General features: G+C 62.4%; 15 protein-coding genes. 4 read left to right on the top strand and 11 right to left on the bottom strand.

Going from position 1 to position 17,546, the window contains the following annotated elements:
• Positions 1-30: 30 nt before the first annotated feature.
• The 7 genes from AWB70_RS17670 to AWB70_RS17640 form a co-directional block, all read right to left on the bottom strand.
• Positions 31-1,164: an HBL/NHE enterotoxin family protein gene (locus AWB70_RS17670; protein ID WP_053570459.1), complete on the bottom strand. Its 1,134-nt coding sequence runs from the start codon at positions 1,162-1,164 to the stop codon at positions 31-33.
• On the bottom strand, positions 1,161-2,342 hold the full coding sequence (locus AWB70_RS17665; protein WP_143281653.1) for a hypothetical protein: 1,182 nt from the start codon (positions 2,340-2,342) through the stop codon (positions 1,161-1,163). The genes AWB70_RS17670 and AWB70_RS17665 overlap by 4 nt, the downstream gene beginning before the upstream one ends.
• 301 nt (positions 2,343-2,643) lie before the next feature.
• On the bottom strand, positions 2,644-3,390 hold the full coding sequence (locus tag AWB70_RS17660; RefSeq protein ID WP_235024278.1) for a GntR family transcriptional regulator: 747 nt from the start codon (positions 3,388-3,390) through the stop codon (positions 2,644-2,646).
• 53 nt (positions 3,391-3,443) lie between these two features.
• Entirely contained in the window at positions 3,444-4,931 is a 1,488-nt protein-coding gene (locus tag AWB70_RS17655) for an aldehyde dehydrogenase family protein (protein ID WP_053570461.1), read from the bottom strand.
• A 22-nt stretch (positions 4,932-4,953) separates the two neighbouring features.
• The gene (locus AWB70_RS17650) at positions 4,954-5,832 is read right to left on the bottom strand and encodes a dihydrodipicolinate synthase family protein (RefSeq protein WP_053570462.1); all 879 of its coding nucleotides are present in this window, start codon (positions 5,830-5,832) and stop codon (positions 4,954-4,956) included.
• Positions 5,833-5,957: 125 nt separating this feature from the next.
• Positions 5,958-6,800 carry a sugar phosphate isomerase/epimerase family protein gene (locus AWB70_RS17645; protein ID WP_053570463.1) on the bottom strand — a complete coding sequence of 281 codons (843 nt, stop codon included), beginning with the start codon at positions 6,798-6,800 and terminating at the stop codon, positions 5,958-5,960.
• Between the two features lie 117 nt (positions 6,801-6,917).
• Entirely contained in the window at positions 6,918-8,321 is a 1,404-nt protein-coding gene (locus AWB70_RS17640; RefSeq protein ID WP_053570464.1) for an aminotransferase-like domain-containing protein, read from the bottom strand.
• Positions 8,322-8,463: 142 nt separating this feature from the next.
• Here AWB70_RS17640 and AWB70_RS17635 point away from each other — a divergent pair, with 142 nt between their 5' ends.
• The 4 genes from AWB70_RS17635 to AWB70_RS17620 all read left to right on the top strand — a co-directional run bounded on the left by AWB70_RS17635 (position 8,464) and on the right by AWB70_RS17620 (position 13,406).
• Entirely contained in the window at positions 8,464-9,873 is a 1,410-nt protein-coding gene (locus AWB70_RS17635; RefSeq protein ID WP_053570465.1) for a glycerate kinase type-2 family protein, read from the top strand.
• The gene (eno, locus tag AWB70_RS17630) at positions 9,873-11,147 is read left to right on the top strand and encodes a phosphopyruvate hydratase (protein WP_053570466.1); all 1,275 of its coding nucleotides are present in this window, start codon (positions 9,873-9,875) and stop codon (positions 11,145-11,147) included. Before AWB70_RS17635 ends, eno begins: the two co-directional genes overlap by 1 nt.
• Positions 11,148-11,173: 26 nt before the next feature.
• On the top strand, positions 11,174-12,295 hold the full coding sequence (locus tag AWB70_RS17625; RefSeq protein WP_053570467.1) for a tyramine oxidase subunit B: 1,122 nt from the start codon (positions 11,174-11,176) through the stop codon (positions 12,293-12,295).
• Between the two features lie 94 nt (positions 12,296-12,389).
• Positions 12,390-13,406, top strand: coding sequence for a 4-hydroxyproline epimerase (locus AWB70_RS17620; protein WP_053570468.1), 1,017 nt, complete (start codon positions 12,390-12,392; stop codon positions 13,404-13,406).
• 88 nt (positions 13,407-13,494) lie between these two features.
• On the opposite strand, the gene AWB70_RS17615 is transcribed toward AWB70_RS17620, so the two are convergent.
• The 4 genes from AWB70_RS17615 to AWB70_RS17600 form a co-directional block, all read right to left on the bottom strand.
• Positions 13,495-14,373, bottom strand: a complete 879-nt coding sequence (locus tag AWB70_RS17615; RefSeq protein WP_053570469.1) for a shikimate dehydrogenase family protein — start codon at positions 14,371-14,373, stop codon at positions 13,495-13,497.
• A 90-nt stretch (positions 14,374-14,463) separates the two neighbouring features.
• A complete protein-coding gene (locus AWB70_RS17610) occupies positions 14,464-15,495 on the bottom strand; it encodes a proline racemase family protein (RefSeq protein WP_053570470.1) in 1,032 nt (343 codons plus the stop codon).
• A 28-nt stretch (positions 15,496-15,523) separates the two neighbouring features.
• Positions 15,524-16,816 carry an NAD(P)/FAD-dependent oxidoreductase gene (locus tag AWB70_RS17605; protein WP_053570471.1) on the bottom strand — a complete coding sequence of 431 codons (1,293 nt, stop codon included), beginning with the start codon at positions 16,814-16,816 and terminating at the stop codon, positions 15,524-15,526.
• Positions 16,817-16,873: 57 nt separating this feature from the next.
• On the bottom strand, positions 16,874-17,539 hold the full coding sequence (locus AWB70_RS17600) for an amino acid ABC transporter permease (protein WP_045456931.1): 666 nt from the start codon (positions 17,537-17,539) through the stop codon (positions 16,874-16,876).
• Positions 17,540-17,546: the final 7 nt, after the last annotated feature.

Below are 17,546 nucleotides of genomic sequence, written 5' to 3'. Positions count from 1 at the left end.
TTCCTCCGAATAGTTGGATGACGTTCAGGGTCACGCTGCGAGTCGCTTTGCTTCTTCTTTCTGCGCGGCCTGGATGACGGCGTCGCCGACGCGCGGGCCCGAGACATCCTGCTGGTAGTGCGGCGCCGTCATCTGGTCTCTGATGATCGCTACATCGCGCTCGATCGGAGCCACCGATTTTTCCGCCGCTGCGAGGAAGATCTTGCGGAGCATGGCGTTGTCGGTTTTGCCCTTGTCCAGGTTGCCGTAGAGCGATTCGAGGTGATCGCCCATGAAGCCCCATGCATTGGCCATCGACTGCGCGCTGTCCTGAGCGGCCGCCGCGCTGGATGCCAGCGAACCGAAGCCGCTCATCATGCCGTTCACGAGCTTTACTTCGTTCTTCAATTTCGCCTCGCGCACGAGCAAGTCGCTCTTCATGTTGAGCAGCCCGCCCAGCGCGATGGACGAACCCGCGACCGCCGCCGCGCCCGTGCCGATGACCGCCCCGCCCGCCACGCACAACGCCACCGCCGCGCCGCCCGTCACGAACGACGTGAACGCCCCAACCACGAACATGATGCCGCCGGCGATCACGGCGAGGCCGCCCAGTGCGACGCCCACGGCCGCGCCCGCGATCTTCCCGTCGATCGACGACAACTGCCCTGTGATGTCCGCCAGCACGCCCTTGTCGCCTTCGAGCAGACCGGTCAGTTCGATCGTGATGCCTTTGAAGGCGGACTGGTCTTCCGAGAGATTCGTGCGCAGCGTTTCCAGCGCGGTGCGGTTCGAAACCGACTGCGTCTTGAACTCGGCAACCCGTTCCTGAAGCAGCCGGATGATGGTCTTGGCATCCTCGCGGGACTGAATGTCCACGAGCGCCTCGGTCACCGTGCGCTGCAGAAGGAAGTACTCCTCGATGCTCGTGAAAGTCGTGATGATCCTCGGCTGGATGACGTCGAGATAGTTCCTTGCATGGGCCTTCGCCACGCCCAGCGCATTGTTGGCCCGGACCTTGACGGCTTCCAGCTTCTCGACCCCTTCGAAGCTGACGAGAGGCTGGGCTTCCACACTCATGCAATGCGCCTGCAGGATCAAACCGGCGGCAGCTTGCGCCTTGACCTTCTCGCGCTGCCCGTCGATGCTCGCCTCGAACGTATCCGGCGCCTTTGCTGTATCGCTCATGAGCCTTCTCCTGGTTGATGGATCGGAACGACGTTGTCCTTGCGCGCAAGTTGTGGAATGCCCGCCGATCCTCCGGTCAGCGAGTCCCTGATCCAGCCGATGCGCCGCTCCAGCTGTTCCCAGCTCGCGTCAAACGTTTGCGCAGCGAGGCTGCCGGCTTCCCTGCATGCGCCGGCGAGTGTCTTCCAGGCAGCGCTCACATCGGCCGTGCTTTCGTCGAGCTGCTTGACGGCGTTGAGGTAGTCGATTCCCTGCTGCTTGATGAGCACGGCGGCGCCGAGGGCGGCGTGCAGCGTGTAGAGTTCGACGTAAAGCTTTTCCAGCTTCGCTGCGTGGCGGTTGAGGTCGCTCGTCGAGGCGAGCGCGGTGGAGGTCTCATCCGAGATCTCGCCGATGGTTTCGCCGGGGAAGGGTTCGCCGGGATCCTTGAGTGCGGGCCGCCTGCTCTTTTTTTCGGTCTTGTTCTTCTCGCCTTCCGGCTTGTCCTTGTCCTTGTCGCCGTCGTCTTGCTTGTCCTTCGGCGTATCGTCGGCGTCGCCGCTCGCGCCGAACAGCGACATGATCCAGGTCACGAGTTTCTTGACCTGCGCGCCGATCTTGCGCCCGGACTTGACGGTCTGCTCGACCGCGTCGGTCATGCCCTTACTGGCGGCGGCAATATCCGTTTCGAGCACGGCGAGGCGGCCGCGTTCGCCCTCCTGCAACTGCCTGCCGTACTCGTCGATGATGCGTGTCAGCGTGCCGACCGTTCCGGTCACCGACTGAAGCTCCCGGCTGACGAGACGGCGCGCTTCGTCGGCATCGGATAGCGCCTTGTCGAACTCGGTTATCAGCGCTGCGCGCACCTCCTTCGATGCATCGTCGTCGGGGCGCGCGCCGAGTTCCTGGCGCACCGACACGACGAGCGTCTTCGCATGCTCGAAGGTGGTCACCATGCCGATCGATTCGGGAATCAGGCGGTCGAGGTAATGCGTGACATGCCGGCGGAGATCGGCTTGCGCGGCCTCGATCTGTGCCGACGCCGCCGGATCCGCGAAGAAGCGCCCGAGAGCAGCCTGCCGTTGTACGACCAGGGCGCGCATCTGGCCGAGATACGCGGCGCCGGCCAGGTCTTCGACTGCGACGATCAGCGGCAACGCGCTCATGCCGGCGCTGCCGGGAATAGTTTGGGTATTCACCGCCGTGTCTCCCGGTTGATTGAACACGGGAATATTTATTGCGCAGCGCGGGAGTTCGCGTCAGGTCCTGGTTTCTCAAATACGGTCAATTCGTCTCATCAATGCGGCAGCACGATCGTGCTGAGCAACGCGAGAAAGGTTCGAACGTTCACGTAGTGCGCGGCAAGAGTCGGGAAGATCAGGTATGGAAGACCGCACGATGAGCACCTTTTGCGAGTGGATGAACTCCCAACAAACGTTAGGAAAACTAACATAATCAGCTAACGTTACTTCTTCATCCACAGCGCATTGAGCGAAGGGCCTAGACCAGCACCATGGATTCCGTCATGTTTTGGCGCATGTAATCCAGAAAGCGCTTCTGGAACAGCATCGTATGTTCGTGAGCAAGCCGCTCGGCACGATCGGCTTCTTTCTTTTCGATGGCCCTGATCAGCTCCTCATGATCGCGGCCCAGCTTCGTCGCGCTCGGCGAGCTCACCGTGAAGTCGAAGTGCAAATGAATCAAACGCTGGCCCTCGCCCAGCAGACGCTCGTAATAGCCCACGAAGTAAGGATTGTTCGCGGCGTGCGCGATGACCATGTGAAACGCCTTGTTCGTCTCCGACATGGCCTGGAGATCCCCGCTCTCCACCGCTCGCATATAGGCTTCGTCGGCTTGCCGGATGCGCACGAGGTCCGCCTCAGAGCGATGAATGGCGGCAAGGCGGCTCACGGCGCGTTGAATGAGATCGAGCGCGGAAATGTACTTGGGGAATTCTTCGATTTCGAACGGCGTCACGAGCGTCGTGCGATTCGGCAGAATGGTGACGAGGCCTTCGCTGACGAGGCGCGCCAGCGCATCCCGCACTGGCGAGCGCGACAGCCCGAACTGCTCGGCGAGCGAAATTTCGTCGAGGGGGGCGCCCGGTTTGAGCTTCAGCGTGAGAATCTGCTTGCGCAGTTCTTCGTAGATGTAACGCCCGCCGTGTCGGCGCACGCCGGCCTCCGGCCGCTCGCCCGCATCGTTCGTCTGCTTGCTCGTCGCGGCTTTCGCCGTTCCTTTGGCCATTCTTTCACCACATTCGTCGAAAGCCCGGAGAGACGGGCGCGGCTTCGAGTTTATCATCGCGATTTCATGTACCAGGCCCACGGCTTGTCGCTCTCGTAGCGCGTGATCTGTTTCACTTCGAGATAGTTGTTCAAGCCCCACTCGCCCAGTTCCCGGCCGATGCCGCTCTGCTTGTAGCCGCCCCACGGGGCTTCGGTGAACGTGGGCTGCGAACAGTTGATCCATACGATGCCCGCCCGCAACCTGCGCGCAACGCGCTCGCAACGCGCCATGTCACGTGACATGACCGCAGCAGCCAGACCGAAGCGCGAGTCATTGGCCGAGCGGACGGCTTCGGCTTCGTCCTCGAACGGGCGAATGCAGACCACGGGCCCGAAGACTTCTTCCTGCCAGATCCAGCTCTGCTCCGGCACGTCGGCAAACACGACGGGCGTCATGAAATAACCCCGGTCGAGATGCGCCGGCCGCTCGCCGCCGGTCACGAGCCGCGCGCCCTCCTCGCGCCCGCGCGCGACCGCCGCCCGCACCTTGTCGTATTGCCCGCGGCTCACGAGCGGCCCGAGCAACACGCCCTCGTCCAGTCCGTTGCCGATCGTGATCTTGCGCGTTTCTTCCTCGAGGCGCGTGACCAGCCGATCGTAGATGCCGCGTTGCACGAGCACGCGCGACGTTGCCGAGCACACCTCGCCCTGATTCCAGAAGATGCCGAACATGATCCATTCGACCGCGGCGTCGATATCGCTGTCATCGAACACGATGAATGGCGACTTGCCGCCGAGTTCCAGACTCACGTTCTTGATGTCGCGGGCGGCGGCCTGCATGATGCGGCTGCCGGTCGGCACGCTGCCGGTGAACGCCAGCTTGTCGATGCCCGGGTGTTCGCTCAGCGGCGCGCCGGCGTCGGGGCCGAGACCCGTGATCACGTTGAGCACGCCCGCGGGCAGTTCCGCGGCGGCGGCGATATCGGCGAGCTCCAGCGCGGTCAGCGGCGTGAGCTCCGACGGCTTGAGCACCATCGTGCAACCTGCCGCCAGTGCGGGCGCGACCTTCCACGCCGCCATCAGCATCGGAAAGTTCCACGGGATGATGGCACCCGCCACGCCGACCGGCTCTTTGCGCGCTATGGAACTGAAACGATCGTCGGACAGCGCGACGGGCGTCTCCGTGTGCGCATCGAGTCGTTCGGCGAGACCCGCGTAGTACTCGAAGCAACCGGCCGCATCGCCGAGGTCCCATAGCGCTTCGGGCAAGGGCTTGCCGTTGTCGCGAACTTCAAGTTTCGCCAGTTCGTCGAGACGGGCGCGAATGCCTTTGCCGATACGCCGCAACACCGCGCCGCGTTGGACGCCACTCATGCGCGGCCACGGACCTTCATCGAACGCGTGGCGCGCGGCCGCGACCGCGAGATCGACGTCCTCCGCCGTGGCCGCGGCCACCTGCGCGATGACTTCTTCGCTGCACGGATCGATGGTCTCGAAACATCCGTTCTTCGCGGGCGCGACCCAGCGGCCGCCGATAAAGAGTTTGTCGTAGGACTTCATGAACACCCTTGTTTGCGCGATTTCATGCCTGCGATGCTTCGTACACCGTGCGAAATTCGGCCTTTTCCGCGTCGGTCAGCGGCTTGAGTGGCAGACGCGCATTGCCCACCTTGAAGCCCGCCAACTCGCAGCCGTACTTGACCTTTTGCACGAACTTGCCCGCTTCCATCGTCGCCATGACGGGAAACAGCTTGCGCATGACGTCCTGCGCGCCGCGAATGTCGCCAGCCGAGAACTTCGTGTAGAAGTCGACGACGTGGCTCGCGAAGCAGTTCGCCGGTCCGCAGATCCAGCTCGTTGCGCCCCACAGAAAGAAGTCGAGCGCCTGATCGTCCGAGCCGCACGAGAGCTGATAGCTACCCTTGTACTTCTCGCCGATTTCGATCGCGCGCAGGAGATTGCCGCTGCTTTCCTTGATGCCGATCACGCGCGGATTGTCCTTGAAGGCGTCGAGCACGCCGAAGCCGACTTCGACGTTGGTTCGCACCGGGTAGTTGTACAGGACGATGTCGACATCCGGCACGGCATCCAGGATCGCCTCGTAATGGCCGATCAATTCTTCCTGCGACGGCAACGCATAGTAAGGCGGCGCGATCAACACGTTCCTGTAACCCGCATCACGCACGAGCCGGACTTGTTCGATGACTTCGCGCGTGCAGGAACCGTTTGCCCCGCCGATCAGTTCACCGCGGTCACCCACGACTTCGCGCACGGTCTTCAGGATCGCGCGCCGCTCGTCGTGCGTCAGCGCGTAGTACTCGCCCGTCGATCCGAGCGGCACGAAGCCACTGACTCCCGCCTTCAACTGAAATTCGAGAATGTCCGCCAGCGTGTCGTGATCGACCGCGCCTGACGCGTCAAACGGTGTGACCAATGCGGGCAGGATGCCTTTCATTTGCATGAGTTTCCTCCAGTGAATTCATACTTGAGTATCACGTTGTATGCAACGTTGCGTACAATAATAAAAGGCGAAATGCGGGCATGTCAACCTTTGTGAGAGGCGAACTCAGGCGCTCAATCGACTTGTCACGAATTCGAAGTAGCCGCGCCGACATGTGGCCCGCATCGCTCGATCGCCACGCGAACCGTCTCCTCCGGCGGCCGTTCCCACCAGTCCAGCTCGGAGAAGATTTCCAGCTCGAAAGGCCCGGCATAGCCGATATCGTCGAGCCATCCCTTGATGCGCGGAATATCGATGACGCCGTCGCCGACCATGCCGCGGTCGCGCAGGTTCCGCGTCGGCACGAGCCAGTCGCAATAGTGGAAGGTGATGATGCGCTCCGGGCCCGCGCGGCGAAGCTCCGTCTCGAAGGCCGGGTCCCACCAGCAGTGGTACACGTCGGGAACGAGACCCGCGCCTTCGCCGAGCTCGTCGCACAGATCGTTGGCGACCTTGATCGAATTCAGCACGCTGCGGTCGCCGGCGTACATCGGATGCAAAGGCTCGAGGCCAAGTTTGACGCCGACTTCGCGCGCATGCGGCAGCAGCGTGAAAAGCGCGTCGCGCACGCGGGCGCGCTGGCCCGCAATGTCCTTGCTGTCGGGCGGCATGCCGCCTACCACCATCATGAGGCAGGCTGCGCCGATTTCCGCGGCGGCATCGAGCAAACGGCGATTCGTGTCGATCGCCGCCGTCATGCTCTGGTCTACGCTGACATTGAGCCATTCGCTCGTGCACAGCGATGGCACCCACATCTCCAGTTGCCTGAGATGCTTGCGCGTTTGCGCGACGCCGTAGTCCTCCAGAAACTGCCGCCAGACCGCAATGCCGCTGATTCCCTGCCGCCTGTAGCCTTCGAGTGCTTCAGGCATGGTCCATTTGGGCGTCGTGATCTGATTGATCGCGAAGCGCGAAAGGTCGTGGCTCATCCGTTCTCTCTCCGTGTGTTTCCGCATCGGCACATGCTCGCTCGCTGAAATCGCGCGCGACATGCACACACCGCGATACCTGTACAGGCGGCGGGAACTACACACTTGGAAAGACGCTCAGCGGCCTACGGCATCCGCGAGAAAGTTGTACAGGCGGTCGAAGTTGCAATGCGCGACGTTGAACCTGAGCCAGCCCGTCTTCATGCGGCCCGCGAAGAACAGGTGCCCGGGCGCCAGCAGAATCTTTTCCTGCAGCGCGAGTTCCGCGAGCCGGGACGAATCCGCGTCGATGCCGCTCGGCCTCGCCCAGAGAAACATGCCGGAGCGCGGCTCACAGAACACTTCGAAGCCGCTCGCTTCGAGCCTGCGGCACGTCTTCTCCTGCGCGGCCCCGAGGCGATCGCGCAATTGCTCGGTCTGCTTCCGGTAATGCCCTTCCGACAGGATCGCGCTGACGAGGCGCTCGGTCACCGTCGGCGTCGACATGCCCGACACGAGCTTCTGATAGAGCAGGCCTTCGACCACGTCGTGATCGGCGACGACGAAACCCACGCGCAAGCCCGCACCGATGGTCTTCGAAAAGCTGCCGACATAGATCACGTTCTTCAACTGATCCATCGACGCGAGCGTGAAGTGCGCGCCTTGCACGAGATCGGCCGAGACATCGTCCTCGACGATCAGGCAGCCGTGGCGCTCGGCGATCTTCAGCACCTTGTAGGCCGCCGCGGAACTGTAGCTGGCTCCGGTCGGATTGTGCAGCCTGCTGTTCGTGAAGTAGAGCTTCGGGCGATGCGTTTCGAGCGCGGTTTCCAGCGCGGCGACATCAGGGCCGGTGGGCTTCATCGGAATGCCGATGGTTTCGACATCGCGCATGCGCAGCGCGACCAGAAGATCGCTATAGCAAGGCTCGTCCACCATGACGATATCGCCGGGCTGCGTGAACTGGCGAATCACGAGATCGAGCGCCTGATTCGCGCCCAGCGTGGTCATGACGCCGCCGGCATCGGTTTCGATTTCGTATTCCGCGAGTTGCCGCACGATCTGTTCGCGCAGCCGGTCGAAGCCGCGCGCAGGCCCATAGCCCAGCAAATGCTCGGGGTGCGCGGCGAGTTGCCTGAGCGAACGCGCGATGCCTTCGCTATCGAACCAGGTTTCGGGAAGCCAGCCCGCGCCCGCGTGAATGGCGCCTTCGCTCGCGCCGAGAAAATTGCGCACGAGCCATCCGTTCGTGACTTTCTCGTCGAGCTTTTCCGCGCCCTTCTGAGGCGCGCCCAGGCGCCGCTCCGAGACGTAGAATCCCGAGCCGCGCCGCGCCACCAGCACGCCTTGCGCGACGAGCCGGTCATACGCCTCCACCACGGTGAAGGTGGACACGCCATGCGCGACCGCGAACGCGCGAATGCTCGGCACGCGCGCGCCGGGCCGCCAGCGCTTCTCTTCGACCTCGACGACGATGCCCGCCACGATCTGCATGGTGAGCGACGTCTCGGAACCGGGATCCAGCGAAAGAACGGGCTTCATACGAGGACTCGAAACCAGGCCTGTGTGTGTAGGTTGCGGAGCCTGTACAGCGATCCGCGAGCTTGGCCAAGTGTACATGTATCTGTGCAGGGTGATTGCCTAAATTGCACCTACGTCAAGGCCACCCAACACCTGCCCTCGTATGAAGAAGATACGTAATTCCACAGAGATTCTTTCTCATGGCGATGTCGAGTCCCGGCGCATCGTCCTCGATATCGCCGACCGCACGCTCGAACGTCTCGACAGCTATCGGCGCATTCAAAGCATCATGCGACTCGACGGCGACACGCTGCATATCGGCACGCGTTCGTGGGACCTGTCGAAGAAGCGCAACGTGTATCTGGTCGGCGCGGGCAAGGCCTGCAATCACATGGCGATGGCCGTCGATCACGTGCTCGGCGATCGCCTGACATACGGCATCGCCATCGTGAAGATTCACGAAGAATCGGACCGCTTCAACAGGACGGAAGTGTTCGTCGGCGGTCATCCTCTGCCGAACGAGGAAGGGCACCGTGCGTCGAAGAAGATCATCGACCTCGTGGATCAGGCCGGGCCGGACGATCTCTTCATCGCGGTGATCAGCGGTGGAAGTTCCGCGCTCATGTCGTGTCCGATCGACGGCATTACGCTGCAGGACGAGATCGATACCACCGACGTGCTGCTCAAGTCCAGCGCGGGCATCTACGAAATCAACGCCGTGCGCCGGCATATCTCCGCGCTCAACGGCGGCATGCTGGCGAAACGCATTCAGGCTGTCGGCGCGGAACTGATCGGTTTCGGCATCAGCGATGCGGTGGGCTCGCCCGCGACAGGCGACATCGCCGTGCCGTACGCGGCGTACAAGAGCACGCCCATCGGCCCGGACATGACGACGCTCGACGATGCGCGCGCGACCATCGTCAATCGCAACGTCGCGGACCGTCTGCCGAAGAGCGTCGTCGATTATCTGATGAACGCCGGCCCCGAAGGCGAGACGCCCAAGGCGTTCCCCGAGAACACTTACTTTCTGCTCAACACGCTGCCGGATTCCTGCATCTACGCGAAGGAAATCTGCGAGGACATGGGCCTTCCCGCGATGATCGTCACCTCGTTCCTCGAAGGCGAAAGCCGCGACGCGGGGACATTCTTCGCGTCGATGGCGCGCGAGATCCAGACCTACGGCAATCCCATCAAGCCGCCTTGCGTGCTGCTGAGTTCGGGCGAAGTGACGACGCATATCGGCGATAACAGCGTCATCAAAGGCCACGGCGGACCGGGTCAGGAAATGACCGTGGGTTTCGCGATCACCGCCGAGAAAGCCAAGGGCGCGTGCCTGCTTTCGATCGACAGCGAAGGCACGGACGGCACCGCGAAGGTCGCGGGCGGCATCACGGATTCCACCAGCTTCAAAGCGGCCGCGAACAAGGGCGTGAGTCTCTTTCAGGCGTTGCGCGAGCACAGCTGCTACGAAGCGCTTTCGTCCATCGGCTCGGCCGTGTTCACGGGCAACACCGGCACCAACCTGTGCGACCTGAACATCCTCTACGTCCCGGCACTGAAGGAGAGCAAGTGATGGAAGACAAGATCCTCTCCGTTCGCGCGCAGCAGATCATCGACTGCAAATGCCGTCCCGCCGTCGAGGTCGAGATCCGCACCGAAAGCGGCGCACTCGGGCGCGGCGCGGCGCCAACGGGCACGTCGGTCGGCATGCACGAGTCGTTCGTGCTGCGCGACGGCGATCCGTCGACGTATAAGGGACTCAGCGTCCACAAGGCCGTGGAGAACGCGGTGAAGATCATCGGTCCGGAACTGATCGGCATGAACGTGTTCGATCAGCGGGCCATCGACGAGAAGATGATCGCGCTCGACGGCACGCCGGACAAACACCGTCTGGGCGGCAATACGATCTACTCGGTTTCCATCGCCGCGTTTCGCGCCGCCGCCGACGCGCGCGCCATTCCGCTCTACGAGCACATCGCCGGCCGCGACATCTGGACGGTGCCGGTGCCCTGCTTCAATGTGATCAACGGCGGACGCTACGAAGGCTTCACGCAAGCGTTCAACGAGTTTCTCATCGTGCCTTACGGCACCGAGAGCATCGACTTCGCGATCGAAATGGCGGTGGCGGTGTTTCAGAAACTCGCGGACGTGCTGACGGCGTATCTCGGACACAAGCCGCAAGTGGCGAGCTCGTACGGCTATGCCGCGCCCTCCGAAGACCCGGAAATGATCCTGACGCTGATGCAGAAAGCCATCGACGAATGCGGTTACACCGACCGTATCGCGTTCGCGCTGGATTGTGCATCGAGCGAGATGTACGACAAACAAACCGGCCGTTATCTCCTCAAGGGCGAGCATGTTTCGTCGGACGAGCTGATTGCCTACGCGAAGTATCTGACCGAGCGCTTCAATCTGGTGTTCATCGAAGACCTGCTCGATGAAAACGACTGGAACGGCTATAGCAAGGCCGTGCGCGAACTCCAGCGCACGATCGTGCTCGGCGACGATCTCACGGTGACGAGCCTCGAACTGCTGCGCCGCGCGCATGACACGCGCGCGGTGGACGGCTTCGTGCTCAAGCCCAATCAGGTCGGCACGATCACCGAAGCGATGGATGCGTACCGGTTCGCGCACGAGCACGGGTTGATCGCCGTGCCGTCGGGCCGCTCGGGCGGCGTCGTCGACGATGTCGTGATGGATTTCTCCGTCGGCCTCGAAGTGCCCTTCCAGAAAAACGGTGCGCCGCGTTCGGGCGAACGCATCGAAAAGCTGAACTTCCTCATGCGCGCCAATGCGCGGAGTTCCGCATGCCGTCTGTATGACATCGCGCCGCTTCTGCGCTTCTGATCCAACCATTTCCAAGAGGTAAATCCATGTACCCCAAGATCGATTTTCTGTATCTGTCGGAACCCGACATGATCGAAGCCGGCGTGAACGATGCCGCGCGCTGCGTGACCGTCTGCGAAGAAACCTTCAGCCTGCTCGGCAAAGGCGACTATCTGATGGGCGGCGCCAATCACAACAATCACGGCATGAACATCGTGTTTCCGAAGGAGACCAAGTTCCCCAACATGCCGGTGGCCGGACCGGATCGCCGTTTCGCCGCCATGCCGGGTTATCTCGGCGGGCGTTTCGACGTATGCGGCAACAAGTGGTACGGCTCGAATCATGCAAATGCGCAAAAGGGCTTGCCGCGCTCGATCCTCACCATGATGATCAACGACAAGGACACGGGCGCGCCGCTCGCGCTCATGTCGGCGAACCTGTTGAGCGCGGCGCGCACGGGCGCCGTGCCGGGCGTGGCGGCGAAGTATCTGGCGAACAGGGATGCGAAGACGGCTTCGGTGATCGGTTGCGGCCCGATCAACAAGGCCTGTTTCACCGCGATCATGACGCAGCTCGAAGGCATCGAAAAAGTGGTCTGCTTCGATGTTTTCCTCGACAAGGCGAACGAGTTCGCGAGCTGGGTCGAGGCGACGTATCGCATCAGCGCTATCGGCGTCGATGTCGCCGAACAGGGTTTCCGCGATGCCGATGTCATCACCATCGCCGCGTCCCGGCTCAAGCCGCTGCACTTCAAGGACGAGTGGATCAAGGAAGGCGCCGCCATTCTCGTGTCCGGCCCGTTCAACACGGACGAGTCGTTCCTCACGAATTGCAGGATCGTCTTCGATCACACCGCGCTGCAGGAGGCCTATGTCGAAGACGCGATCGCGTCCGGCAACAAGGAGGCGTACTACAACGGCGTCATCGGCGGTCCGTTCTATCGTCTGATCGACGCGGGCAAGCTGCCTTCGCTCGCCGACTCGACGGGTCTGGGCGATGTCGTGAACGGCGTGAAACCCGGCCGCGAGAGCAGCAAGGAGCGCGTCATCTTCATCGCGTGCGGCATGGCGGTATTCGATATCAGCTGGGGCTATGATCTGTACAGGAATGCCGTGCAGAAAGGGATTGGCCAGTCGCTGAATCTCTGGGACAAGCCCAGTCAAGCCTGAGCTTTATCCGGTCGAACCACTGCGTCCCTTGCGGGCGCCGGTGGTTCGTTGCTTTTTCATCGAGAGATCCAACACATCAGTCCAGGAAACTTGCATGACCCAATATCGATTCGAATGTATCGAAGGTCATACCGGCGGTATGCCCGTGCGGATGGTCATCGGCGGCGCGCCGTCGGTGAAACGCGCTTCGATGCTGGAAGTGCGCGAGGCGTTCATCGCGGAATACGACTGGCTGCGTCGCGCGCTCATGATGGAGCCGCGCGGTCACGGCAATATGTCCGGAACCATTCTTTATCCGCCGATCTCCGCGAACGCGGACATGGCCCTGCTCTTTATCGAAACATCGGGCTTTCTGCCGATGTGCGGACACGCGTCGATCGGTTCGATCACGTTCGCCATTGAAACGGGTCTGGTGAAGCCGCGCCAGCCCGGCAAGATCGTCGTCGATGTTCCTGCCGGTCAATTGACGGCCGTCTATGAAACCGAGGGCAACCGGGTCAAGATGGTGCGCTTTACCAACGTCCCGAGTTTTCTGCTCCACCGCGACGTGGAAGTGAATCATCCTGTCTTCGGCAAGCTCGTGCTCGACATCGCGTACGGCGGAAATTTCTATCCGATCGTCGAAGTCCAGCCGAATTTCCCCGGCTGCGAGCACTTCACGCCCGACCAGTTGCTCGAATACGGGCGGCAAATGCAGGACGTCGTCAATCGCACGATCGACGTCGTTCACCCGGACAAGCCGGCCATTCGCGGCGTGAAGCACTGCATGTGGACAGGCGCGCCTCAGGGAACGGGTGCAGACGGCCGCGCGGTGGTTATCGCGGGTGCGTCGATCATCGACCGTTCGCCGTGCGGCACGGGCACGTCGGCGCGCGTGGCTCAACGCCATGCCAGAGGTTTGCTGCGCGAGGGACAGGCCTTTACGCATCAGAGCCTGATCCTGAGTTCGTTCGTCGGACGGGTGGAAGCAGTGACGAAACTCGAAAGCGGTCTCGATGCGGTACTGCCGAGCATCGAAGGACAGGCGTGGATTACCGGCCGCGGCGAGCACTATGTCGATGAATCGCAGCCTTATGCGCACGGATTCAGCCTCGATGAATTCGCGCGATGAGCCGTCGCCCTCTCATCGACGAGAGGGCGCACCATGAAGAAGGCCGGTTCTGCAATACGCAGAACCGGCCTTCTCCTTTTGAATCGATTTACGCCGCCCGCTTGACCAGGTCGCGAAGCTCCGCCGGGAACAACATGTCACGCACGATCGAATCGTCGGTGCGAAGCAGTTCCGCTGCCTTGTGCGCTCCGAAGAAATCGAGAAACAGCGGCGTTTGCAGAATCAGCATGTCGAAACCGGGAAGAACCGTCATGCCGCGGTCCATCGCGGCCTTGAGCAGCGGCGTCGGCTGATTCTTCATGAGGATGTCGCAGACCTGCGCTCGCGGTGCGAGTCGATCGGCCGGCACCGGCAGCGGATCGTTCGTCTTGAGACCGAGCGGCGACGCGTTGATCACGACCTCGAACGCGGCGGGATCGTTGTTCTCCTGCACGGAAACGGGCACGCCGTACTGCTTCTGAATCGACGCCGCCAACTGACGCGCCTTGGCCGTATCCGGATCGTACAGGCCGATCGACGACACGGAGCCTTCCGACAGCGCGGCCGCAATCGCGCTCGCCGCGCCGCCTGCGCCCACCAGCAGCACCGACTTGCCGCGATACTCCATCGCATAGCGCTCCATCGACTTGACGAAGCCGAGCCCGTCGAACAATTCGCCTTCGAGTTCGCCCGCCGCGTTGCGCCGGATGGCGTTCACCGCGTTGGCGACCTGCGCGCCCTTCGAGAGACGATCGACGATCGAAGCCGCCGCGGTCTTGTGAGGAATCGACAGCACCATGCCGCGCGTCGTCGCCGAACTGAAGAGCGCGCGCACGGTTGCTTCGAGATTCTTCGGCGCAACCTGAAGCGGCACCATGACCGCGTCGTCGTCGCTCAGCGGCAGCACCTTGTTGAAAATCTCCGGCGTGCGCACCTGTTCGATCGGGTCCGCCACCATGAAGAAAACGCCAGTCTTTCCGGTAATCATGAACGTCCTTCGTAATTAGTACCGCTAATTGCTATATCGATGATGAAGCGCGAAAAGCGCGCCCCGCCCGCGGGCGAGACGCGCGACGCCCTACTTCTTCGGGAACCCTTCGCCCCAGGTATCGCTCAGCATGAAGCCGGCCGCCAGTGGATCATCCGGATCGACGCCGATTTGCTCGATGCCATAAATCCACGCGCGCCCGCTGATACGCGGCAGCACCGCAGGCTTGCCGCCCACTTCCGTCTTCCCGAGCAGCTCGACACCGAACTCGCTTCCGATCGTCGAGCGCGATTTCAGCTTGCCGCCAACATCGACCTTGCCTCGCGCGGCGAGCGTCGCGAGATTCGCCGAACTGCCGGTACCGCACGGGGACCGGTCGATTCGCCCCGGCGGCAACGTCGTGCAAGTCTGATACTCCACGTCGCTCACGCGGTTGCGGAACATCACGTAAGCAATCTGGTTGATCTCAGGATAAAGCGGATGTCGAATGCTTACCTGTTCATTGATGACGTTTCGCAGCCCGACGCCGAGATCCGCCAGCCGGCGCGCATTCTCCGGTGCAATGGTGAGGCCCACCTGATCCACATCGACGAGCGCGTAGTACACGCCGCCGAAAGCGACATCCACCTTGATCGTGCCGAATTCCGCCGTTTCGATCGGCAGATCGAGATGCTCGACGAACGCCGGAACCATGTTCAGCGACACGCCTACGCAACGCCCGTCACGGCAGGTGGCCCGCGCCGTGACGAGGCCCGCCGGCGTGTCCAGCACGACGGTGGTTTCCGGCTCCTGCATCGGCACGATGCCCATTTCGAGCAGCGCGGTGACGACGCAAATCGAATTGCTTCCCGACATGGGATGCGCCTTGTCGGACTGAAGCACGATGAAGCCCGCGTGCGCCTCGGGACGCGTCGGCGGCAACAGCAGGTTCACCGACATCTGCAGGCATCCGCGCGGTTCGAGCACGACGAGCTTTCGCAGGCTGTCATCGACCTCGTTGATGTAGTTCATCTTGTCGAGCATCGTCGTGCCGGGAATGTTCACGACGCCGCCCGTGATGACTTTCCCGATCTCGCCTTCGCAATGCACGCCTACGAGTTGAAGGGTCTTTTTCCAGCGCATGATGGCCTCACGTTAAAAATGGATGGCGTCAGAAGCGATACGCACTGAACGCTTCGAGATCCTGCTTCGGCGTGCGCCCGGTGGCGAGATCGGCGATCAGACGCCCGGTCGTCGCGCCGAGCGTCAGGCCCAGTTGTCCATGTCCGATCGCCATCAGCACATTCGGCAGTCTCCGCGACCGGTCGATGATCGGCTTCGTGTCCGGCAGAAACGGCCGATACCCGACACCGAACTCGTGCCTGTCGGCGTTAAGCTGCGGCAGAACGCGGCGCGCCTTCTCGAGGATGATTTCCGCGCGCCGGAAATTCGGCTTGGCGTTTCGCCCCGAGAACTCGATCGTGCCGCCGATCTGCAAGCCACGGCGCATCGGCGTGAAGCAAAAGCCGCCATCGGCATAAATCACCGAATGCCGGAATTCGACGCCCGGCTCGGGCAGAAGCGCCTGATAACCCGCCACGCCTTCGAGCGGCGCGTGGATGCCGAGTTGCGAAAAAAAGCGTGTGGCGCCCGCGCCCGCGGCGAGCACCACCTGCGTCGCGCCGACGCGTTCGCCATTCGCGAGCGTGACGCCTGTCGCGCGCCCGGCGTCCTCATCGATCGAGACCGCCGTGGTGCGGAGCCGTCGTCCGCCCTGCTCCTCGAAGCTCTCTGTCAGCGCCGCGATGAAGCCTTCCGTGTCGCTCACGAAGCGCCACTGCGGCAGCAGGATGCCGTGCGAGAAGCGGCCGCCGAGCGCCGGTTCCAGATCGCCGATCTCCGCCGCATCGAGCACCTGCGACGAGAATCCGAGCGACGCTCGAAGGTCCATATGACCGCGCTCGCGTTCCACGCCTTCGGGTCCGTCGAACACCTGCATGACGGGCCGCTGGATGAGCAGCGCCTTGTCGCCGCACGCATCGAGCAAGGGCGCGTAGTCGGCGAACACGTCCTTCGTCAGCGAGGCCATCGAACGCGCGATGCTCTCGATCTTCGAGTGCCGCGCGCACGACATGAAGCGAAGCAGCCAGGGAATGATTCCCGGCAACGCGCTCGGCCGCAGCGCAAGAGGACCGGTCTGATCCATGAGCCAGCCCGGCACTTTCATGAGCAGGCCCGGTTTCGAGAGCGGAATGATCTCGCCGACCGAAATCTGGCCGCAGCTCCATTTGGCCGTGCTGTCGCCCGGCGCCGCGGGATCGATCAAGGTCACCTGAAAGCCGTTGCGCTGAAGGTAGAGCGCGCAACAGGTGCCGACGATGCCGCCGCCGATCACGACCGCCTGCTCGCTCGGTGCGGAAGCCGCCATGGGATGGGAAAAACGCTCGCGGGGTACGGAGTTCATCTTCGATAGTGTCCGTGCTGCAAATCAGATCTGTTTTTTATTGAATACCTTCGACGCTCAATATGCAAAGCGGCGAAGAAATCTCGTTTCGATCAAGCCAACCAGCCGGGTCAGCGGAAAGGCGACCACGAAATAAATGATGCCGACCGTGGTGAGGAATTCGAGCGGGCGCGCCGTCGCGTTCGAGATGCTCTGGCCGACGTACATGAGATCGGCCACGCCCACAGACGAGATCAGCGCACTCTCCTTGAAGAGGCTGATCACGTTCGACAGGAGCGGTGGAATCGCGCGCAGCAACGCCTGCGGAAAAATCACATGGATGATCTTCGCCTGAGGCGAAAGGCTGAGCGCGATGCATGCATCATGCTGCTCGCCCGATATCGACTTGAGCGCGCCGCGAAACGTCTCGCTGGTGATCGCGGTCATGTAGAGCGTCAGCGCAATGATCACCGACAGATACGGCGGGATCGGCAAACGAAACACCACGGGAAAGCAGAAGAAGATCCAGAAGAGCTGGATGAGCAGCGGCGTGCCACGAAAGAGTTCCACGTACAGCCACGTCGGCGCCTTCACCCAGCGCGACGGCGACATCCGCAAGAGGCTGAGGACGAAGCCGAGCAGGCTGCCCAGTATGGCGCAGCCGCCCGTGAACGCGACGGTGAGGCCGAGGCCCTTCAGAAGCACGAGCCAGTATGACGCGACGATCCCGAGATCGATATTCATTGTCATC

The organism is Caballeronia cordobensis (assembly GCF_001544575.2).
GTDB classification, from domain to species: Bacteria; Pseudomonadota; Gammaproteobacteria; order Burkholderiales; family Burkholderiaceae; genus Caballeronia; species Caballeronia cordobensis.
The sequence above is the reverse complement of the archived record's forward strand: the minus strand, read 5'-3'. Positions and strand labels throughout refer to the sequence as shown.